General features: G+C 44.6%; 18 protein-coding genes. 7 read left to right on the top strand and 11 right to left on the bottom strand.

Features of this window, described 5'->3' with window-relative positions:
* Positions 1–85: 85 nt before the first annotated feature.
* Together EYS00_RS16010 and EYS00_RS16005 are read right to left on the bottom strand one after the other, a co-directional pair.
* Positions 86–3,004: a TonB-dependent siderophore receptor gene (locus tag EYS00_RS16010; RefSeq protein ID WP_130638405.1), complete on the bottom strand. Its 2,919-nt coding sequence runs from the start codon at positions 3,002–3,004 to the stop codon at positions 86–88.
* A gap of 164 nt (positions 3,005–3,168) precedes the next feature.
* Complete coding sequence (locus EYS00_RS16005; protein WP_130638404.1) at positions 3,169–3,687, bottom strand: hypothetical protein; 519 nt, start codon at positions 3,685–3,687, stop codon at positions 3,169–3,171.
* A gap of 230 nt (positions 3,688–3,917) precedes the next feature.
* Between EYS00_RS16005 and EYS00_RS16000 the strand changes: the two genes are divergently transcribed.
* A complete protein-coding gene (locus tag EYS00_RS16000) occupies positions 3,918–5,030 on the top strand; it encodes an SO_0444 family Cu/Zn efflux transporter (RefSeq protein WP_130638403.1) in 1,113 nt (370 codons plus the stop codon).
* A 90-nt stretch (positions 5,031–5,120) separates the two neighbouring features.
* Positions 5,121–6,197, top strand: coding sequence for a CNNM domain-containing protein (locus EYS00_RS15995; protein ID WP_130638401.1), 1,077 nt, complete (start codon positions 5,121–5,123; stop codon positions 6,195–6,197).
* Here the strand turns inward: EYS00_RS15995 and EYS00_RS15990 are convergent.
* The 4 genes from EYS00_RS15990 to pdsR form a co-directional block, all read right to left on the bottom strand.
* Positions 6,194–7,393 carry a hypothetical protein gene (locus EYS00_RS15990; protein ID WP_130638399.1) on the bottom strand — a complete coding sequence of 400 codons (1,200 nt, stop codon included), beginning with the start codon at positions 7,391–7,393 and terminating at the stop codon, positions 6,194–6,196. The genes EYS00_RS15995 and EYS00_RS15990 overlap by 4 nt on opposite strands.
* The gene (locus EYS00_RS15985; RefSeq protein WP_130638397.1) at positions 7,393–8,049 is read right to left on the bottom strand and encodes a methylamine utilization protein; all 657 of its coding nucleotides are present in this window, start codon (positions 8,047–8,049) and stop codon (positions 7,393–7,395) included. Before EYS00_RS15985 ends, EYS00_RS15990 begins: the two co-directional genes overlap by 1 nt.
* Positions 8,050–8,203: 154 nt before the next feature.
* On the bottom strand, positions 8,204–10,381 hold the full coding sequence (gene pdsS / locus EYS00_RS15980) for a proteobacterial dedicated sortase system histidine kinase (protein WP_130638395.1): 2,178 nt from the start codon (positions 10,379–10,381) through the stop codon (positions 8,204–8,206).
* A 9-nt stretch (positions 10,382–10,390) separates the two neighbouring features.
* Complete coding sequence (gene pdsR / locus EYS00_RS15975) at positions 10,391–11,077, bottom strand: proteobacterial dedicated sortase system response regulator (protein WP_130638393.1); 687 nt, start codon at positions 11,075–11,077, stop codon at positions 10,391–10,393.
* Between the two features lie 256 nt (positions 11,078–11,333).
* Here pdsR and pdsO point away from each other — a divergent pair, with 256 nt between their 5' ends.
* From pdsO to EYS00_RS15955, 4 genes are all read left to right on the top strand, one after another.
* The gene (gene pdsO / locus EYS00_RS15970) at positions 11,334–12,065 is read left to right on the top strand and encodes a sortase-associated OmpA-like protein PdsO (protein WP_130638391.1); all 732 of its coding nucleotides are present in this window, start codon (positions 11,334–11,336) and stop codon (positions 12,063–12,065) included.
* Between the two features lie 298 nt (positions 12,066–12,363).
* Positions 12,364–13,284, top strand: a complete 921-nt coding sequence (locus tag EYS00_RS15965) for an ABC transporter ATP-binding protein (RefSeq protein ID WP_130638389.1) — start codon at positions 12,364–12,366, stop codon at positions 13,282–13,284.
* 6 nt (positions 13,285–13,290) lie between these two features.
* Positions 13,291–14,103 (top strand): ABC transporter permease, encoded by an 813-nt coding sequence (locus EYS00_RS15960; protein WP_130638387.1) that lies wholly within the window; start codon positions 13,291–13,293, stop codon positions 14,101–14,103.
* Entirely contained in the window at positions 14,103–14,759 is a 657-nt protein-coding gene (locus EYS00_RS15955; protein ID WP_130638385.1) for a tRNA (guanosine(46)-N(7))-methyltransferase TrmB, read from the top strand. Before EYS00_RS15960 ends, EYS00_RS15955 begins: the two co-directional genes overlap by 1 nt.
* Before the next feature lie 16 nt (positions 14,760–14,775).
* On the opposite strand, the gene EYS00_RS15950 is transcribed toward EYS00_RS15955, so the two are convergent.
* Positions 14,776–15,495 carry an EAL domain-containing protein gene (locus EYS00_RS15950; RefSeq protein WP_130638383.1) on the bottom strand — a complete coding sequence of 240 codons (720 nt, stop codon included), beginning with the start codon at positions 15,493–15,495 and terminating at the stop codon, positions 14,776–14,778.
* A gap of 325 nt (positions 15,496–15,820) precedes the next feature.
* Between EYS00_RS15950 and panP the strand changes: the two genes are divergently transcribed.
* Positions 15,821–17,458, top strand: a complete 1,638-nt coding sequence (gene panP / locus EYS00_RS15945; RefSeq protein WP_130638381.1) for a pyridoxal-dependent aspartate 1-decarboxylase PanP — start codon at positions 15,821–15,823, stop codon at positions 17,456–17,458.
* Between the two features lie 49 nt (positions 17,459–17,507).
* On the opposite strand, the gene panC is transcribed toward panP, so the two are convergent.
* Genes panC through pcnB form a run of 4 tightly spaced genes read right to left on the bottom strand, consistent with a single transcriptional unit; the run spans position 17,508 to position 21,024 of the window.
* Positions 17,508–18,356 (bottom strand): pantoate--beta-alanine ligase, encoded by an 849-nt coding sequence (gene panC / locus EYS00_RS15940; RefSeq protein ID WP_130638379.1) that lies wholly within the window; start codon positions 18,354–18,356, stop codon positions 17,508–17,510.
* Between the two features lie 15 nt (positions 18,357–18,371).
* Entirely contained in the window at positions 18,372–19,166 is a 795-nt protein-coding gene (gene panB, locus EYS00_RS15935) for a 3-methyl-2-oxobutanoate hydroxymethyltransferase (RefSeq protein WP_130638377.1), read from the bottom strand.
* Positions 19,167–19,217: 51 nt separating this feature from the next.
* Positions 19,218–19,715: a 2-amino-4-hydroxy-6-hydroxymethyldihydropteridine diphosphokinase gene (gene folK / locus EYS00_RS15930; RefSeq protein ID WP_130638375.1), complete on the bottom strand. Its 498-nt coding sequence runs from the start codon at positions 19,713–19,715 to the stop codon at positions 19,218–19,220.
* On the bottom strand, positions 19,708–21,024 hold the full coding sequence (pcnB, locus tag EYS00_RS15925) for a polynucleotide adenylyltransferase PcnB (protein WP_130638484.1): 1,317 nt from the start codon (positions 21,022–21,024) through the stop codon (positions 19,708–19,710). Before pcnB ends, folK begins: the two co-directional genes overlap by 8 nt.
* Positions 21,025–21,059: the final 35 nt, after the last annotated feature.

Raw genomic sequence — 21,059 nt, 5'->3', positions numbered from 1 at the left:
CGCTTTTTTTTTTTTTATGCTTACTTTGATAAAAAACCGCTACCCCACAAGGAGGTAGCGGGTGTGGTCTACAGGGAGGGTAGACTTAATTAAAGCGGTATACCATCGCAGCGTTAACTCGACGACCAACTAAGTCATATAGTGGGTCAAAGGTATAACCAGGAGGTACTTTGTTAAACGCGTTACGAACACCGAAGTTAACTTCGAAGTTCTCAGAAACGTTATATTCAACACCAAAGTCGTGAGTCCAGATTGTGCCAACAAATGCAGGCGACGTATCTTCTGGAGAACCACCACCTGGTGATACATCGTACGTTGCTACACGGTCAATGAATCGACTTGTGTGGTTGAACACCCAGTCGCCGATACGATAATCGATGATTGTTCTAAACTGGAACTCAGGGTCACCAAGTTCACCAACTTCAACGTTAATTTCGTCAGGACGGTCTTGGAATTCGAAAATGTCGAACTCTTGAACCTTGTTACCTTGGAAATTAATACGTACTTCACCCGGAAGAGAGAAGTCAGCAAGGTCTGTGGTGTACAAGACTTGGAATTCAATACCAGAGGTTGTAATTGCAGAAGCGTTAACGAATCCTGAACGTACAAGTTCTACGTCATTGTTCGCATCACGGTCGATTTGCGCACAGAACGCAGCATCAGGACCACCGGTTGCATCAACACAGTTATCTAGAATGTCCTGAGCAGAAACGGCGTTAATAGCATCTTCAATTTCGATGTCATACCAATCGATAGTAATTGAGAAATCTTCAATGAAATCAGGTGCCCATACAACACCAACGGTGCGAGATTCACTAACTTCAGAGAACAGATCTGGGTTACCACCAGAAAGAGTTTCAATACTTACGTTATCGTTAGCTTGGAAACCAGCAGGGATACCCAATGCGGCACAGTTTGCACGACGATCTGGATCATCGTCGATGTTGTCTTCATCACACGGATCACTGATGTTCGCAAAACCTGGTGATTGTGGACTAAACGCCTCATCAACGTTTGGCGCACGAACCGCTTCACCTAGTGTTCCACGGAAGGTTAGGTCAGCAATAGGTGCCCACATTAAACCTACTTGCCAAGAATCAGCGCTACCAGCATGCGAATAATCCGCAGCACGATACGCAGCATCAATACTTAGTGAATCAGCAAGAAAAACATCTTCTAGAAGTGGTGCACGTAGCTCGATGAAGAATTCGTCTACATCGTATGAACCAGAAGAGTCAGGCGTTGCTGCGTTGGTGAAGAAACCTGCTTTTGTAAATTCGTCAGTAATTGTCGATACTGTCTCTTCGCGGTATTCATAACCTAGCGCGATACCCATTGGGCCCGCAGGTAGTTCGAACAATGCGCTGGTATCGAATGAAACGAAACCACCGTAAACGGTTTGAGTAATTTCGTCTTTACGCTCTACGTCACCAGAAACAAAGTCAACTGCTTCAGCTGATGCTTGTCCAAAGCCAAAAGGATTGAATGGCGCACAAGCCCCACCATTAACTGACGCTGGATCTTCGTAACCTTCACCCTGTAAATCAGGCACCTGGCTACGACAAGCTACTTCGCCAGTGGCTGGATCGATAACTGCGTCTAGAGCAGCCGTAAGGTTGTCTGGAATAAGATCGTTTAGTGTTCTTCGGGTGTTAGACGTCTCACCACGAGTGTAGTAAACGTCGTAATCGAAGTCAGTTTCACCAAGGCTGAAGTAACCTTCAAAGCCAGTAACTACACGCCATAACTTACGGTCATTCGATGCAGAACGGTTACCAATGTCATCAAAGAAACGGGCCGTTTGTACAATACCTGTTTGTCCGTTATCAGCTAGCTGTTGTCTAGCAGCTTCAGGAAGAAACGGGTTATCAGCAGCATTAATTGAAATGTTACCAAAGCGGAATGATGGCTGGAATTGCTGTTCGATAAACTTATCTACATATTTCACATCACCATAAAATCTAACGTTTTCAGTTAGGTCATACCTAAAGGTACTGGCAAACGTCTGTGTTTCCTGGTTTGGAATATAGTTTTCGTAGTTTTCAGTAAAGAACACAGTGTCATATGCTTGGTCGAAGTTACCAAATGCAAAACTGTTTGTGTTGATACGAGAAACTTGATCGATCGGAGAGCCGTCAGGCGTGAAGGTAATTCTCGGACCACCGCCAAATGGGTTAAGTACCGTGAAGGCGTTGATCATTTCCGAACCTACGTTGCGAGTTCGGATACGATCTGGAATGCCGTCTTCTTCACCTGTGTTATCAGGGTTGATGAAAGTACCCCAGTTTGCAGCTTGCTGGAGGTCTGGAATCATCACTTCGTTGATTTGGTTACGTTCAGCGAAGAAAGTAACGTTACCACGGCCATCATCGGTAGTTGCACCAACAAGTGCACTGTATGTATACGTTTCGTTACCGATACTTTCGGTATCGCTACTACCTGTAGCGCGAATTTCTACGCCTTCGAAGTCATCGCGAAGAATGACGTTGATTACACCGGATACCGCATCTGAACCGTAGATCGCAGATGCACCACCTGTGATTACTTCTACACGTTCAATCAATGCTGCTGGGATAGAACCAGTATCTACCGCGTTGCTGAATGGAGAGCCAGCAACGTGACGTTTACCATTTACTAGCGTAAGAGTACGGTTTTCGCCAAGTGAGCGAAGGTCGGGTGAACTCAAACCTGCGTTTGCGTTTGAGTTGTTGTTGCCAATCAGTGTAGAGCCAGCGGCTATTGCTGGTAGTTCTGCAAGGATTGAACCTAGATCTGGGTTACCGAAACGCGCAATCTGTTGAGCGTCAACAGTCAGCACTGGTGCTGGTGTTGATAGCTCGATACGACTAATACGCGAACCCGTGACTTGGATCTTTTCAACGGACTCTTCTTCGGCTTCCTGGTTAGATGTTTCTTGTGCTAATGCAGTGGTACTCAAACTGGTGAACGTGGCACACGCCAACGCTATACCCACCGCCCTATTTATTTTGGTGGTTTTAAACATATGTTTCCCCTGGGTTTTTTATTATTCGCGAGCACTATTTTTATACTCGTCAATAAAAGGGAACGGGAAAGGAAACAAAAAAGTTCAAAAAAGTGAAATAAATAAGATAAATTTTTTTTAATGAGCGAGCTCGCTCAATGGCGAGCCGCTGTGTGAGTTATAGATTAAGAGCCAAAAATAACGACGAGTATCGTTACCAGTGCGCCTGCTCCCGCGATTTTTAACCCATTTTTGTATATTGGTAACTTAGGTAGAAACATGAAAAATGCAGAGACAACGAAAAACAGCAGTGCTACGCCAAAACTAATGTTCAGCCAAAACAACGGGCTATTATTAGTTGCCTTGTGAAGTTTGACCATTTTAGCCAAAACAATGGGGTAGTCTTTTTTTGTAATCACCGCTAAGCCCGAGCTTTTGTCATAGTGTCCGTAGTTAAACTCTACTTGGGTGTCTGACTCTCCATTGGCTTTTAGCCCTTTCACACGAAGCTGTTGTATCGCCGCTTGGCTATTGAGTTGTGTTTCAATTTGGTACTCGTTGGTTTGTTCGTACTTTAGGATATCGGTGGGTCTGAAAATGAGTAGTACCCCACTGATTGCATATACCCCCATAATTCCGGCGAGGAAAAAGCCTAGCCAACGGTGATATTTTCTAAATGCCATGTGTAGTTTTGTGGACGCCATAGTTCTTCTTGTATCTATATTGAAAATTTTAGATTGATTTATAAACGAGAATAGAAATTGTTTAAAGGTGTATTTGTGTTTTGTGAGAAGAATCAACAAATGTTTACGTTTAGTCACCGACGCATGAGACTTTATTTCAGCCTGCAGGTTCTTTTGGTAGACTGAGGTCGGTACTAACAAGATTCATTTTCTATGGTTCCAGCTAGGAAAAGGTCAGCTCGGAAATGCTTATGACAGATGTATTGCTACTCCTACAAAACTTTGCGTCGCTTTTTGTCGAGTCTGCGCCATGGTTGCTTCTGGGATTATTTGTTGCTGGAGTGATGCATGAGGTGGTGCCCATTTCGTTTTTACAAAAACATATGGGTAGTTCTTCTATTTCAGCGATTACAAAGTCGGCGTTTATTGGTGCGCCACTTCCTCTGTGTTCCTGTGGCGTTATTCCTGCGGCTATCGGCCTGCGTCGTAGCGGAGCATCGAAGTCTTCGACGGTTTCGTTTTTAGTATCCACACCTGAGACTGGTGTAGATAGCGTATCGGTTTCCTATGCCTTACTAGGGCCTTTATATGCAGTTGTTCGTCCTGTTGCTGCTATTTTTAGTGCTATCTTTGCAGGTTTAATGGTTAGATGGTTTGATAATGAGTCATCCTCTCACACTCACAAACCAGTATCATCCTGTTGCAGTGGCCATGGTCATGAGAACCACGAACACCACCAACATACCGTTGAGTCGTCTTCGAATAAATCTTTAGGGGCAACTCTTGGCAAAGTATGGCAATTTGCCTCAGGAAAGTTACTTGAAGATATTGTGAAGTGGCTTTTAGTGGGCTTGATGTTGGCAGCGGTTATTAAAACTTGGGTTCCCACAGACTTTTTAACTCAGTGGGGCGATGGCTTTGTTGCAATGCTCGTTATGGCATTAATAGGAGTGCCAATGTACATCTGTGCCACCGCATCAACGCCTATCGCTGTAGGATTTTTAGCTGCAGGTTTGTCTCCGGGCGCGATTCTGGTTTTCCTTATGGCTGGTCCAGCGACCAATGTTTCAACCATGGGAATGATCAAACAAGAAATGGGTACCCGAACTTTGGTACTCTATATTTTCAGTGTAATGAGTACCAGCATTGCAGCGGGCTATGGACTCAATTGGCTTATTAGTCATTTTGAACTCAGTCAATTGATTTACCTTGAACACGGAATTCACCATCACGGAGAAGGTGGACAATGGGTGTACATATTGTCTGCCCTGTTACTGGGTTTCTTGATCGGGAAGTTGGGATATCAAAGCATAAAGAAGCGACTTATTAGTACTCAACACAAAACCTCTAACTGCTGTCATTAGGTGATTTTGGAGGTGATACCTCTTGTATCTATCTGAGTAGCACCCATAATAGAAGTCCGCACAGTGCGTGCAAATTAATGGAAAGGATCCATGCTACTTCTAATAATTTATGTGTTCATTGCTCTTGGCTTTTCGTTTTTGTGTTCAATAGCAGAAGCAGTGATACTCAGTGTTTCTTCGGCATATATTTCGGTGCTCGAAAAAGAACAAAGACCCAGTGGTAAACTACTACGCTCTTTAACCGATGATATAAACACACCTTTATCGGCGATTTTAACACTTAATACCATTGCCCATACGATGGGGGCTGCGGGCGCTGGAGCTCAAGCTGCTGCTGTTTTTGGCGACGCGTATTTAGGTGTAATATCCGCCATTTTAACTTTGTTGATTTTGGTGTTTTCAGAAATAATCCCTAAAACGCTAGGAGCCACCTACTGGAGAAGCTTAGCACCAGTTACCGCTTATTTTCTTAAATATTTAACTTTGGTCTTAAAACCATTTGTAGTGATGTCAGCTATTTTGACTAAAGGATTCAAAGAAGACAGCCCACTGCGCGGACTAAGCAGGACCGAACTTCACGCGATGGCCGAATTGTCCGGACAAGAAGGTCAGTTGGCACAACATGAGGCGGCTTTCTTGCAAAGTCTATTGAGCCTGCATGAACTAACTGTAAAAGAGGTCGTTACTCATCGTACAGCAGTATTTTCTGTTTCAGATGCGATGACTGTAGAGACCTTCTTTCATAAACATGCGCATATTGAATACTCGCGTATTCCTGTTTTTGAAAGTAACGATTCCGAAAAAATCACCGGCTATGTGATGCGGTCGGACCTATTGGTTGCACAGGCCCGTGGAAACACGGATAAGCCATTAAAAGAATATGCTAAAGACCTCATTACTGTGCTCGGTAGTATGCCGTTGTCGAGCACGTTTGAACACTTTCTCAATAAGCACGTTCATATGCTACTTGTGGTTGATGAATACGGTGGTCTTGAGGGGGTTGTTACCTTAGAGGATCTCTTAGAGCGCTTGTTAGGTGTAGATATCGTAGATGAAAAAGACACCACAGTAAGCATGCGCAGGCTAGCCAAAATGATGACTAAAAGACGCGAGAGCATGATGATTAAAAATGTTCCTGATGCAGCGCTCGACAAGGTAAAGCGTTAGTACCTGAAAGTCACAGCAAGCTGAAGTGAGTTCTCAATGTAGTCTTCGTCGGTAACAAAGAATCTACGTTGAGCTTTTCTTCCTCGATTGGTTTGCCATTCAGTGGCAACAGAAAAATAGTCATTGATCTGGTATTGATAGTTTACACTGAGCGCCTCGCCTCGGCTCGCATTAGGGTCATACATAAAGCTGTCGTTATCTACTACTTGATACCAGTCTAGCCTTGCCGAATAAGTATGGCTGTCTTGTTGATACGTTAACGCCAAAAACGCGGAATAAAAGTCGTTTTTGACTATGTTATATCCCATCAACGTTGAACCGACGAGACCCTGTGAAAGCAAGGTTAAATCTGGAGAGAGTCTGTGTCGCACTGCTAATGAGTGGAATCGAGTACGCCAAGCGTAAATTCTGTCAGGATCCAGTGCAAGTGGGTCTGCACGATTGTCGTAGTAATAGTACCGAGCATCAGTATCACGCTTATAGGCCAAGTGGCCGCCCACATAAAAACCAATATTGGTATCAATTTCCCTGAAAGGGTCGGTCCATGCAGGAGCGTCAATACCATTGTCGTTAACTACACCTGGAATCGGAGGAAAGTTGATACGATCGTCATGTACCGATTGTCTATCGTGCAGTGCAAAACCACGCCATGCTAATAGCGTACCTGTGGTGTCATTACCTTTATAAAGACTGCCTACGACTTTCCATGACCATGGACTGCGGGTTTGTCGCCCATTTTGACGAAAGCTCACTTCGACGCCTGCTGTTCTTAGCTCTTCACCAATCCAACTATTAATGGCTGAGTTAGACAAAAAATTTGGCGACAGCCAGCCGATATCAGTATTTTCAACAGACATTGCAGGGTAAAAGAAACCCAATTTTACTTCTGGTTTGATTTTGTTCGAGGTCAGTGGTCTATATTTGGCGTATAGCTGGGTAAAGCCAAGTTTTTCTTCACCATCAGAGTAGCCGTTAAAAACGCCATGTACATACCAATCGTCAGTAACTAACGTGTCAAAAGATAGTAGAGCTTGAGATAGAGCTATATCTTCATTATCAAAGCGCTGATGGGAAACCCCCCAACTTTGAAAACTGGTTTCATCGCTCTGGGCTAACGCACTCGCTCTTACCAGAATGTTAATTTCAGCATGAGAAATGCCCGCCACAAACCACAGTGTGAACAAAAGTATTCGCATTAATAATCGCCAAAGCCGTCATCAAATCCTTGTTGTTCAGGTACAGTCTCATCCAGTGAAACTGACATCGTTTGAGAGGTAGTGAAAGACGCTACTTTATCGTCAAAAGCTTCCACATAAGACAGTGCTGGATGCCATAGTTGCATTTCATATTCGCCCTTAGGCACGGTAACTTGGCCTGTACCGTCATTGTCTGTCTTCAAAAAATAGGGAGAGTCAGACACTACAATATAACCAAGCATCCAATCATGAATATTACAGCCTATATCCACAATGCCTGACTGCTCGAATAGCAGAGGTTCAGCAGTAAATTCTTTATAAAGCTTGAGCTCGAACTGCTTAGTGGGGGAGAAGGAATAAACGTGATGAAACAAATTATCGGCATTGGGAAAAGCAATTTCTGTATTTTTCTGTACCACGAGTACATGCGGCGCAAATTGTTTATCTATCTGATTCATTACCGCGGTAGGCAAATTATCAACGGACACCTCTGGGTAATCGCCATCGGTGGGAGTGAGAATAATGACAGCATCTGAAACGGGAGTGCGATTATCATCATCGATTTGAAAGGTAATCGTGATGGTTTCGTTTGTGTCAGCGAGAGCTACGCCACTAAAAATTGACACCAAAACTAGAAAGGTTATGCGGGTAATCATTTTAAACCTAGATTCCATTTTTTTATACATGACCCACGTTTGCGCTATAAGATTTCACTTTTGTACAACAGCTTGGTACATCAGTAAACTAAATTAAGATCTTACCATGACCTATTATAGGGTATTTGTCCAATCCTCACTTTTTACCCTATTGTTAGGTAGGAATAAGAGGTAGGCTCAGTTTTACACACACACCTGTGTTGTCTTCGAGGTTAGTGATTGACAGGTTACCCTTGTGATAGTTAGCTACCATATTGGCAATAAAAAGTCCTAGTCCTAGGTGTGGTTCCGGTGTGGTCAAATGAGCCTTTGCTTCAGGACGAATAGATACCATACTCTGAATCAACTGATTTTCCATACCAGCAGGAATGACGGGGCCAGGGTTACTTACCGTTAAATAGACCGACTTATCTTGGCGCCATAAATGTACAGTGATTGTGTCCTCGTCATTACTGAATTCAGCAGCGTTAGCGATAACCTTATCGAGTAGTTGTGCAATAAGATCTGGCGAGCCGATAACTTCAGTGCCTTCACCATTATTAATGTAGTTAAATGTTCGATTAGAATAGGTTTGTTGATATGCCAGTACACACCCAGATACCACTTTGTTCAATTCAAAGGGGATGGATTCCTCTGTAGCGATTGCCTGCTCCAATCTTGTCGCTTCACTCATGCTGTTGAGTATTTTACTCAAACGTGTAATACCCGATTGAGCTCGCTCTACAAAGACATTATTTTCTTCATTTGTTGATACCTGTGACAAAGTATCTAGAGAAGACTTAACCACCGCAATGGGTGTTCGAAGCTCATGAGAAAGTCTGGATGCCATATTCTCCAAGTAGGTGTTGTATTGTTGAAGTCGAGACAGAACGTCAGAGAATGAACGGTTGAGATCACCTATTTCATCCCGTTGTTTCGACTGCGGTAAGCTTCCAATAATTTTACCATTATCGTCTATGACAGCTTCTGTGTTGTCGCGTAAACTTCGAATACGGCTTGAAATGCGATGGGCAAACAACAGTAACCCTGAGGTACCCAATAACATTACAGCAAGTATTACGTGGAATAATCGCTCTAATGCTTGGTTTCTTAGTGTTCTTATGCCGTGCGTGGTTTGCTCTACAATCACTGCGCCCATTACGGTATCACCAATAAAGATTGGATGTGCAGCAGATAAAACCACCGCTTTATTGTCTGGTGTGAGACGCCAAAGTGAGTCCGGTTCTCCTGAAAGTGCTGTCGCTATATCTTTCCCCACTAAGGCATAAGCATTCTCAAGTTCATCGACAAAGTCAGCGGGGGGGCGAGTAAGTATGTTGTAGTAAAGTGGAATGAGCCAGTTTTGCTCTACCCATTTTAACCAAGAATCTGAGCTTTCTTCGGGTGTCGCTGTGCGTATGCCTGCAGAAGAGAGTATATCACCCGCCCGGGCCAGTACCCGCTTATGCTTGTCTACCACCCATACTCTGGAATCGGCATATTTTAATCCTGAGAGGATCCGCTCTATTTCAGGAGATGGCGTTACCACGGTACCCAATTCACCAATATTTGAAGTACTGGCCGTTCCAATGGCATATTGCTTTTGTCGTGTACCTTCGTTATCCACGTCAACAAGGGCAAAGGCGAGGCTACCGCTAGTCTCATCGAGTGGAAAGCGCAGTTCAATAGCATAGCCTTTTCTCGTTTCCATCCACCGCCCTTGAATGTTTAATGCGTTCTCTACAGCGCGGTAGGCATTTTGGTCTTCACCAAGTCGATAAGCATTAACCCAACCACTCTCATATGGTGCAATGACATAACGCTTGAGCGTATCGGTATCTTCTTGAAGAGCTATAAGTAAGTGGTCACTACGGTCAACGCTAAGACTTGACGGATGGCGCCACACTAAATGGTCGTCCTCAACATTGAACATGGCATAGAGGTACTGGTCGTAACGTCCTACCATGTGTGTAAACGAAAGCGAAGTGACTGGCTTGTCAGTATCGATGAAAATATCTACGATTTCATCGTCACTATACTGGGTGGCAAGGTGTTCTACCGCTCTCCAGTCATTGAGCTCACCATCTAACCGAATGGGATTTGGTATTGCAGGTGCGTATAAATCTGTCCCCGGTCTAACATTTTTCAAATAGGCTGAGCGGCTTTCAAACAGAGCGGGTCGCTCGTGCAGAGCGGTGGCAACAGCCCGAGCCGTACCTATCATGGTTTGTTCTTGTCCTGTGCGTAGGTATTGCTCTAACTCCCATACATATTGATACCCCAAATAGGGAATGGTAAAGAGAAAAAGTGACAATACCAGTAACTGAACTCGGATCGAAAAACGTATACGCATAACTCACCGCTACTGCCAGCGATAACCCATACCATAGACGGTATCGATGTGGTCAAACTGAGGATCGAGTTGAACAAACTTTTTCCGCATACGTTTTATATGCGATGTGATTGTAGTGTCATCAACTACCATTTGTGATTCGTCCATAAGTTGCTGTCGGCTTTTTACGTGGCCAGGGTGCTTTATGAGTGCGTGAAGCATCCAAAACTCGGTAACGGTCAAAGCAACGGGTTCACCATCCCAACTGACAGTCATTCTAGACACATCGACGCAAAGTTTACTTAGGCGGATCTCATCTTGCTGCTTGGCAGGGGCTGCTAGCAAATCAGTACGTCTGAATAGTGCTGCAATACGAGCTAATAAATGCGCCATACTGATATCTTTTGTTAGATAATCATCCGCACCCATACGAAGGCCGCTGATTGTGTCTACATCGTTGTCTCGAGCGGTGAAGAATATGATCGGCAGAGTTTCTGAGAGTCTGCGCAATTGCTGACACAATAGAAAACCGCCTTCTATTTCCTCTTTGAGGCCAATATCGATAATGGCTAAGTCAGGCAGCTTTGTATCAAAAGCGATCGCCGCAGAGGGTCTATCTTCATAGGCGTTTACCGTATAACCCTGTGCTTTCAATGCAACAATATAATTTTCTCTAATCGCCGGATCGTCTTCAACTAGCGCTATTGTTCTTGGCATGGTGGCGTCTCATTTCGATGTTTTTCGTACTATACCTTGGTCTTCCCTCGCCGTCTTAAGTTCGGCAACAATTCCACAGAACTGCCCTTTTTTCGCCACATTTGCCATTAAATTTCATTGCTTTGCCTCTTTGTCGTCGCCCGTTCGCCCCTTTGTGTTTGTTTAATGAACCTACCAAACATAACCACATGACTTCACAGTTTTATGTTCGGCAAATACTAAACAGCACTATTTACTTCATATTAAGGATTACATCATGACCACTATTAATCGTTTGAGCAAAGGCATCGCATTTTCACTTCTTATGTCTACTTCATTGACGAGTGTTGCAACAACGTACTCTGCGGCTAAAGAGGATGCAGAGCGGGCTACCGCTATCGGACTTGGTACCGGCGTTGTCGTTGGTGCGGTTGTCGCAGGCCCAGTAGGCGCTTTTGTCGTGGGCACGATTGGCGCGCTGATTGGAAAAGACACAGCGCAAACCGAATCTCTCTCGGTAATGACTGATAGCCTCAATGAGAAGAACGCAGAGTTATACGCGTTGCAACAAGCATTTGACCAGCAATCTGCTGCACTTGAAATGGCAAGGGTGACTCAACAACAAACCAATATGGTTGAGGCGAGCATTCCTACACTACTAAGTAATGTTCAGTTTAAGACGGGGTCAGTAGAGGTGGAGCCTGCGTTTAAGCCTCAATTGGATTTAATCGCCCATGCACTTGGCAATAATACATCATTGACTATTCGTTTGACCGGACATGCAGACCAACGGGGTGATACTCAGTTCAATCAAGCGCTGTCAATGCAACGTGCACTTAGTGTAAAAACCTATCTTGAAGCAAAAGGGGTCAATGACTCTCAAATTGATGTCATTGCCGTGGGTGAACAGTTCAGCAAAACAGATACCTTTGAAGGTAACTTCTTTGACAGAAAAGTAGAAATGGAAATCAGTCCGGCGGCGCAACTCGCGTCTACTGACGATCAGTAGCAAATTACAAATGACGCGCCATATTCGGCGCGTCTAGTGATCTTATAGAAAACCACATAAGTCCGTTTATCTATATTAAATTTTGTCTTATGCCTTGAAATATCCAGCTACCGCCAACACTTCTGCTACGTAATCTATTAGTGTTAGTCCTTCAGTCGTTCTAGTATGCGAGGACGTGATACACTTATTTTTCTTTTTACTCTCAGCATTGAGAATACGCCAATGTGGTAATTCAGGGTAAATACTACCTTCCCACACCACAGCATATTAGCCATAACACTCGGAAAGCAGACAGAAAATGAATGCGTTGGACATAAAAGGGTTAACTAAAACCTATAAAGGCGGAGTTCAGGCACTAAAAGGTGTTGATCTTAGCGTGCAAGAAGGCGACTTCTTTGCACTACTCGGGCCAAATGGTGCGGGTAAATCTACTACCATCGGTATTATCAGTTCTCTGGTGAATCAATCACAGGGGCAGGTCTCTGTGTTTGGTTACGATTTAGTGTTACAAAAAGAGCTAGCTAAATCTTGTATTGGATTGGTACCCCAAGAATTTAATTTCAATCAGTTTGAAACTGTCATGCAAATCGTATTGAACCAAGCGGGCTACTACGGCGTGCCGCGTTCGGTTGCGAAAGAACGCGCCAAAAAATATCTTGCGCAGTTAGACTTGTGGGAAAAGCGGGATGCTCGTGCCAGAGAGTTGTCTGGCGGTATGAAGCGAAGGCTTATGATTGCACGTGCGTTGATGCATGAACCCAAGTTGCTGATTTTAGATGAACCCACCGCAGGTGTAGACATCGAAATTCGCCGAGCAATGTGGCAGTTTCTCAAGGAAATTAACGAGCAAGGCATTACCATTATTCTCACGACTCACTACCTCGAAGAAGCTGAAATGTTGTGTCGCAATATCGCGATCATCAACAAAGGAACTATCGTCGAGAACACCAGCATGAAAGCGCTGTTGGCGAAGCTGAGTATTGAAACCTTTGTGCTGGATATTGCTGGAAATACTAGCGCGCCAACACTTGAAGGATTCGAGTCTCGCTTGCTCGACGAACACACTTTGGAAGTCGACGTAGAGAAAGAAGAAGGGCTCAATCCAGTATTCACTCAATTGTCAGAACAAGGCATTCAAGTTTTGAGCATGCGCAATAAATCAAATCGACTCGAAGAATTGTTCGTTCGTTTAGTCGAATCGGCAGAGCAGCAAGGGTAAATCATTATGTCTTCAGAACCATCTTCTACTGCACCGGCAAAAGTGAACTGGCTGCAACAAAACTCAGTGGCATTAACCACCATTTGGATAAAAGAATGTACGCGTTTTTTGCGTATTTGGGTGCAAACTCTAGTGCCGCCTGCGATCACTATGAGCCTCTACTTTGTGATTTTTGGTAGCTTGATTGGAGAGCGTATTGGGCAAATGGGCGGTTTCAGCTACATGGAGTTTATCGTACCGGGGTTGATCATGATGTCGGTGATTACTAACTCTTACGCGAATGTATCGTCGTCGTTTTTCAGCGCAAAATTTCAGCGCAATATTGAAGAATTACTCGTATCTCCAGTACCCACATCAGTGATTATTATGGGTTACGTTGGCGGAGGTGTAGCTCGAGCGGTACTTATCGGTATCATTGTCACCTTAGTTTCTTTACTGTTTGTGGATGTTCAAATATACAACCTCGGTGTTATCGCTATTACCTTGCTGTTAACCGCAACCCTGTTTGCTACCGCAGGCTTAATTAATGCGGTGTTTGCGAAAACCTTTGACGATATTAGTGTGGTACCTACCTTCGTTCTTACGCCATTAACCTATCTTGGCGGCGTGTTTTACTCACTCACACTATTACCCGAGTTTTGGCAGTGGGTGAGTAAAGCTAACCCTATTGTTTACATGGTCAATGGTTTCCGCTTTGGATTTTTAGGCGTATCCGATGTGAATGTGGGTGTATCCCTAGCGCTGCTCGTTGGGTTTAATGGCCTTTTGTTCAGTGTGGCTTATTACCTGTTGAAAACAGGCAAGGGAATTCGAAGCTAATGTCAGAGGGCAATTCTAGAGCGATAACCACTAATCAATTAGGTGTTCACGATAAGTTGGACGCCTTGGTTGAAAAGTACAAACATTCGGTGAATCAACGTCCTATCGGAGCCCACACACAAGCGGCATTCGATGAAGCCTCTGAGTGGCTCGCATCGGGTAGCGGAGAGATTATTTTGGATTCTTGTTGTGGAGTGGGCGAGAGTACCGCCAATTTGGCAAGAGAAAATCCAGATTGTCGTGTTATTGGGTTAGATAAATCCGAACTTCGCGTGGGTAAACATGCGCACTACAGCGCAGGGCAAGACAACTACCGAGTTATTCGGGCCGACGTAAATGATTTCTGGCGGTTAGTTAACCAGCATAAGTGGCAAGTAAAGCAACACTACCTGTTGTATCCCAATCCCTATCCAAAGAAGACTCAGATACAGAAGCGTTGGCACGCCAGCGCAGCAATGCCTGACTTAATGGCAATATGCCAAGATGTGGAAGTGCGTAGTAATTGGCAGATATATGTTGAGGAGTTTACTCAGGCAGCGGCGCATTACGGGTTACATGGTGTTGTTAAGCCTATCGACACTACTCACCCCATGACGCCCTTCGAGCGTAAATACTCCTCTAGCGGGCAGGCGTGTTGGCGTGTTCATTTAACCTGAACAAGCCAATACTCATTCAATGATGTAACGACGTAGGTGCAGGGGGACTAAACACATAGCCTTGCGCATAGCGAATACGGAGATTGTTTACGCACTCTAATAAACTTGTGGTTTCTATGTGTTCTGCCACTACGCTAATGTCTTTTTTAGTACACAAAGACAGCATGTAGTCTACGTATTCTCTGACTCCGTTGTCCTCCTGATAATGGTGAATAAGCCCGCCAGCAAGTTTTATTCCCCGAATGGGTAAGTTGAGTAAGGCGTTAATGTTGCCGGGTCTAGTACCTACGTTGTCGATGAAAACACCGATTCCTGCTTGCATACTTTGCTCAACAAAACTGTGCAACGCCTGTGGATTATCCATCGCGCTCGACGCACTTATTTCTATGCTAACCCGAGATGGATTGGGGTAGTTTGCTAAGTGAGTGATTAAGGTTGTGGTAAGGGATTGGTTTTGAAGATCTGTGGCACTGATATTAATACTCCACGGAACATTCACATCGTGAAAGTATTGCGCAGACTGGCAGAACATAGCTTCCGTCAGTGCGTGAATATGCTGCTCACGCTCTATTAAGTACAGAAATTCACTGGGTAAAAACGTTTTATCACCAGAGGTGATTAATCTTGCCAAACATTCGTAACGCCATACTCTTTGGCTTTCCAAATCAATAATGGGTTGAAAGTAGGGCACGATGTCGTCAACGGCAAAGTTCTCTCGTATTTCTCTAATCGGCATGACCCTAAGCCTTAACTCTATGTAATGTGCTCGAATTTTTATTATAGCAGCTGATCGGAAAAGCGATTTCCTAACTAAAAGCTAGTGTAATACTTTGTCTTGTACTAGGCTGGTTGAGGTCTAAATAGCACTAAAAACAGCGTAAAACAGATCAAAAGGGAATAATCAAACGCATGTTTATATCTTGGCGAGACTGTTAATCTGAGGTAAAGTTCGCCACCCCCAAATGAATGTGTTAAGTTTCAAATTAGCAGTATTCTGGGTTTTGTCGTGGAATTCATGCTTTACGCTGAGTATCCATTCTTTATATTGATGAGGTGTGTGAGTGGGTGAAGCTCAGGTCAGTCTGGAGCACTTGTTTAGGGTATTCACTAAACCAGAGCATAAAGACTCAAAGCTAGCGCAGATAGAACAACATTTATCAGACAATATTTTAGATTTCTTGTCTCAACATGTTGTGACTAAAAAAACGTCATTGGAGGAGGTCGAAAAAGACTTCGCTGATGCGTTTGTGCCTGAGTCTCCAGAATTCGTCTCAACGCATGCAGAAAGCTTACTGAATAAGCTGGTTGCTCATTCAGTCAATACATACTCACCCACTTTTATTGGTCATATGACCTCAGCGCTACCGTATTTTCATCTTCCCTTATCTAAGTTGATGGTGGGGCTAAATCAAAATCTCGTTAAAATCGAAACATCCAAAGCCTTTACGCCGTTAGAGCGCCAAGTGCTTGGAATGATGCACAACTTGATTTACGGCGAGTCAGACGCTTTCTACGAAGACTATTTGCACAGCTCTCGTCATGCGCTTGGTGCATTCTGCTCTGGAGGCACTATCGCTAACATCACTGCATTGTGGGTGGCGAGAAATAAGTGCCTTGGTCCTGCACCGGGCTTTTCTGGCGTAGCAAAAGCTGGATTGGCAGCAGCGTATCGTCACTACGATATTAATAATCTTGGCGTGCTTTGCAGTAAGCGAGGCCACTACTCGTTGTCGAAAGCTGTAGATGTACTCGGCATTGGGCGCGAACAATTAATTACCCTACCAGCGCCTAGACAAACTTTAGACCCTGAAAAGGCTCTACAAGTTGGCAAGCGTTACGCAGAGCAAGGTAATAAGCTACTTGCCATTGTTGGTGTGGGTGGAACCACTGAAACTGGCCATATCGACCCACTCGACGAGCTTGCCGATGTTGCCAATGAGTTGGGTTGCTGGTTCCACGTTGATGCCGCATGGGGTGGAGCAACCTTATTTTCGTCGCAAAATGGTTATAAGCTCAAAGGTATCGAGCGTGCAGACTCAGTGACTATCGACGCACATAAACAAATGTACGTCCCCATGGGGGCTGGTATGGCGCTGTTTAAGAATCCTGAAGATGCCAATGCTGTTCGTCATCATGCGCAATATATTCTTCGTGCGGGGTCCAAAGATTTAGGATCGACAACCCTTGAAGGTTCACGCAATGGTATGGCGATGATGGTGTATTCTGCGCTACACATATTTGGTCGTCGAGGTTATGAATTGCTTATCGACAGAAGTATCGAAAAGGCCAAAGCTTTTGCTGATATGATAAGTCGTCATCCAGATTTTGAGCTTACTACCACACCTACACTATCTTTACTGACCTATCGTGTTGTACCGGCCGGTTTGCAAGCATTAATGCAGAGCTCTGATATGAATACGTGCAGAGAGATTAATGAAAAGATCGACAGGCTGGTAGTGTCGGTGCAAAAGCAGCAGCGTGAAGCCGGTAAGTCTTTTGTTTCGCGTACACGATTAGAAGCCGAGAACTACCCTGGTCAGTGCATTACCGTGTTTCGCGTGGTGTTGGCTAATCCACTTACCAGTCATAACGATTTAGCCGCGATATTGGCTGAACAGCATCTAATCGCTACCAAAACAGCGCTGTGGGACCAACTTGTTTTAGACGTTGAGAAACAATCAGAACGATTGAGCGCATAGCTTCTTAGGTATAGGCACTTAAAAAAAGCACCTACACATCTGCTATAAATTAAAGAACTACAGGCAGGTTATCTATTAGACGTGTGGTGCCAAGATAAGCTGCGACCAATATCACTACACTTTTATCTCCAACCACTGCTGGTTGCAATGTCTTCGTATTCACTATTTTCACATAGTCGGTAACGAATCCAGCTTCATTAAGACGTCTTGCCGTGTTCTGAGCAAGCTCAGTGAACAAGTATTCTCCTTTCTTCAGCGACTCACCTAATCCACTCATAGCGGCGAAGAGTTCGGGAGCAACGAGTCTTTCCTCTTTGCTCAGATAACCGTTTCTTGAACTCATCGCGAGCCCAGAATCTTCACGGGCGGTGGGTACGCCGTGTATCGCTATGGGCATAGAAAGGTCTTGTACCATAGTGCGGATCACTTGCAGCTGCTGGAAGTCTTTTTCTCCAAAAAACGCTGCGTCAGGTTGTACCATGTTGAACAACTTAGTCACTACTGTTGCCACACCTCTGAAATGTCCGGGGCGACTGGCACCGCAAAGTACATGTGAAATATCGGGCACTTCTACGAAAGTTTGCTGTTTCAATCCACCCGGGTACATATCTTCAACGCTGGGAAGAAAAACTGCATCTGCGCCTACATCGGTAAGTTTGGCTTTGTCTTGGTCTAACGTACGCGGGTAGGCATCGAGGTCTTCGTTCTCTCCAAACTGCATAGGATTAACAAAAATACTAACGATGACTTTCTGCGTGTTGTCTTTGGCTTGTTTTACCAGTGACAAATGGCCATCATGAAGGTTACCCATAGTAGGAACAAAGCCAACAGAGTTACCGTCATTTTTCCATTGCCCGATTAGCGAACGCAGGGCGGAGATACTCGATACTACTTGCATAGCTAACCTTTCTATTTACTCAAAGCTGTGTTCAGCAGACGGGAAGGTTCCATCTTGTACTTCGCTTATATACTGGCTCACGGCTTCACGCATATCGCCAGTTTCTTTTAGATAATTCTTTGAAAACTTCGGCATATAGTTAGCACTAATACCAAACATATCGTGCATCACCAAAATTTGGCCATCGGTATCTTTGCCAGCGCCAATACCAATAACGGGGATAGTTAGCGCTTCACTAATAGCCTTGCCTAAGCTGGAGGGTACACACTCAAGAACAAGTAGTTGAATACCGGCTTCTTCTAATGCTTGCGCTTCAGCCAACAAGTGCTCGGCTTGGCTGGCTTCTCTTCCTTGTACCTTAAAACCACCAAAAACATGTACTGATTGTGGTGTTAAGCCAAGATGTCCACAGACAGGAACGCCCCGTTGATTTAGTCCTGAAATGGTCTCACATAACCAGCTACCACCTTCTAACTTAACCATGCTGGCACCCGCTGCCATTAAAATCGCTGCATTCGTGTAAGTTTGTTCTGGTGTTGCGTAACTCATAAAAGGCATATCAGCCAACACAAAAGCCCTTGAGGTTCCGCTGCGTACACTGCGCGTGTGGTAGGCAATATCGTCTACGGTAACAGGTAGGGTGTCGTCTTGCCCTTGGAGTACCATACCCAGTGAATCACCAATTAGCATGGCATCAATACCCTGTTCGTCGAACATTTTGGCAAAGCTGGCGTCGTAAGCGGTTAGCGATGTGATTTTTTCACCAGCTTGCTTTTTCTTGAGCAGACTGGAAACCGTAACTTTTTTCATGGCACCTACCTAAGATGGTCTATCGTGAGGCGAACTATACGGATTTTGCTGCTAATTGGAAGGGCGAAGGCGCTTTAAACCGTCGAGAGAGCATTTTGCGACCCACTGAGATATAGGCTTACCGTCGGGCATGACCATGGTTTGAGCAATCTCAAACAAAGGTACCATAACAAATTCTCGCTGAGCCATACCAATATGAGGGACGGTAAGAGTTTCAGTAGATATTTGTTTGCTGCCAAACATTAAAATATCTAAATCTAGCGTTCTCGCACCCCACCGTTCACCTTTGCGTTCCCGTCCAAAGTTTAACTCGATATCTTGCAACAGAGTCAGCAACTCTTCAGGCTCTAATCCTGTCTCAATTAGGCTTACTGCATTTACGTAATCAGGCTGGTTTTGAGGCCCCATAGGCTTACTGCTGTATAGCGACGATGACGTCAATAATCGGGTATATGGCAATTCATTGAGTGCGTCAAAGGCTTCGCGTACTGTTTCATATGAGTCGCCTAAGTTACTACCAACGCCGATATATACGTGTTCTTTATGCATCCGGAGATCTCTTTGGTGGTCTGCGCTTTCTACGTTTATTATTATTTCCTGAACTTTCTGTACGACGTAACTCGTTGAGAAGTTTGCGTTGTTTGTCATTATCGGCGTGCTGGAACTGCGTCCACCATTGAGCAAGCTCCAATAATTTACCTCCCTCTATTTGCCCTCGAACTAGCAAGAAATCATAGCCTGCTCTGAATTTTGGGTGAGAGAGTAATTGGAACGCGCGTTTACCGAAACGTTTAGGTAAACGTTGCTGGAGTACCCAAATGTCACGGATCACAGTCGAGAAACGTTTTGGGATCATAATACGCTGTGTTTGTTTGGCAATCACATCACCTGACGCAATATTAAAGGCATCGTGAGCATTTAAACCAGACTCGCTTTGCAGTCGTTGTGCATGTTCCTCTAACGGATACCACAATAAGGCTGCGTATAAAAACGCTGGCGTAACACGCATATTGCTATTAATTCTTTCGTCAGTATTTTGCAGTACCTTGCGAATAAACTGCATTTCTCGGCATGAGGTGTCGGATAAAAACGGCTCTATCTGAGGGAACAGTGGTGCAATCAAGCCATACTCATGGAGCATAAAGAAGGTTTTTTCGCCTTCTCCTGACAAAAATAGTTTTAACGTTTCCTCAAACAGGCGAGCTGCTGGTATGTTTTGCAGTAAATGGGCAAGGTTTTTAATAGGCGCAGCTGTTTCTGGATGTAGCGTCATTTGCAGCTTAGCAGCAAATCGTATTGCTCGGAGCATACGCACAGGATCTTCGCGATAGCGGGTTTCTGGGTCCCCAATCAAACGCACCTCACGCTTTTCAATGGCATCAAGGCCATTGGCGAAGTCTTTTACCGTAAAGTCGGCGACACTGTAGTACATGGCATTGAACGTAAAGTCGCGACGTTCTGCATCTTCTTCAATTGTGCCAAATACATTATCTCTTACTAACTGACCCTGGTCGTCTTGCTTCGCTCTGACCTTATTTTTTGGGGCATCGGTGTCTTTTGCTTCATCGCTGTGATGCCCTCGGAAGGTTGCGACTTCGATGATTTCTCGACCAAACACTATATGAGCGAGTCTAAATCGGCGGCCAATTAAGCGGCAGTTTCTAAACAAGCCTTTGATTTGCTCTGGCGTGGCGTTGGTTACGACATCAAAATCTTTAGGGACTTTTCCCATCAGTACATCGCGAACACATCCGCCAACAAGATAGGATTCAAAACCGGCACCGTTAAGGCGATACATGACTTTTAATGCATTGGGGCTAACATCATCACGAGAGATCCCGTGTTCGGCTCGTGTCATAACACGGGCGGTCAAGCCCGCTTCACTGCTTTTCT

It is taken from the genome of Alteromonas sp. KUL49 (assembly GCF_006538345.1).
Lineage (GTDB): Bacteria > Pseudomonadota > Gammaproteobacteria > Enterobacterales > Alteromonadaceae > Alteromonas.
Note: the sequence above shows the minus strand (reverse complement) of the source record. Positions and strands in the feature narration are given on the sequence as shown.

Coding starts and splice junctions, on each gene's coding strand:
- EYS00_RS16010 (WP_130638405.1), bottom strand. CDS start 3,004: ATGTTTAAAACCACCAAAATAAATAGGGCGGTGGGTATAGCGTTGGCG.
- EYS00_RS16005 (WP_130638404.1), bottom strand. CDS start 3,687: ATGGCGTCCACAAAACTACACATGGCATTTAGAAAATATCACCGTTGG.
- EYS00_RS16000 (WP_130638403.1), top strand. CDS start 3,918: ATGACAGATGTATTGCTACTCCTACAAAACTTTGCGTCGCTTTTTGTC.
- EYS00_RS15995 (WP_130638401.1), top strand. CDS start 5,121: ATGCTACTTCTAATAATTTATGTGTTCATTGCTCTTGGCTTTTCGTTT.
- EYS00_RS15990 (WP_130638399.1), bottom strand. CDS start 7,393: ATGCGAATACTTTTGTTCACACTGTGGTTTGTGGCGGGCATTTCTCAT.
- EYS00_RS15985 (WP_130638397.1), bottom strand. CDS start 8,049: ATGATTACCCGCATAACCTTTCTAGTTTTGGTGTCAATTTTTAGTGGC.
- pdsS (WP_130638395.1), bottom strand. CDS start 10,381: ATGCGTATACGTTTTTCGATCCGAGTTCAGTTACTGGTATTGTCACTT.
- pdsR (WP_130638393.1), bottom strand. CDS start 11,077: ATGCCAAGAACAATAGCGCTAGTTGAAGACGATCCGGCGATTAGAGAA.
- pdsO (WP_130638391.1), top strand. CDS start 11,334: ATGACCACTATTAATCGTTTGAGCAAAGGCATCGCATTTTCACTTCTT.
- EYS00_RS15965 (WP_130638389.1), top strand. CDS start 12,364: ATGAATGCGTTGGACATAAAAGGGTTAACTAAAACCTATAAAGGCGGA.
- EYS00_RS15960 (WP_130638387.1), top strand. CDS start 13,291: ATGTCTTCAGAACCATCTTCTACTGCACCGGCAAAAGTGAACTGGCTG.
- EYS00_RS15955 (WP_130638385.1), top strand. CDS start 14,103: ATGTCAGAGGGCAATTCTAGAGCGATAACCACTAATCAATTAGGTGTT.
- EYS00_RS15950 (WP_130638383.1), bottom strand. CDS start 15,495: ATGCCGATTAGAGAAATACGAGAGAACTTTGCCGTTGACGACATCGTG.
- panC (WP_130638379.1), bottom strand. CDS start 18,356: ATGCAAGTAGTATCGAGTATCTCCGCCCTGCGTTCGCTAATCGGGCAA.
- panB (WP_130638377.1), bottom strand. CDS start 19,166: ATGAAAAAAGTTACGGTTTCCAGTCTGCTCAAGAAAAAGCAAGCTGGT.
- folK (WP_130638375.1), bottom strand. CDS start 19,715: ATGCATAAAGAACACGTATATATCGGCGTTGGTAGTAACTTAGGCGAC.
- pcnB (WP_130638484.1), bottom strand. CDS start 21,024: ATGACACGAGCCGAACACGGGATCTCTCGTGATGATGTTAGCCCCAAT.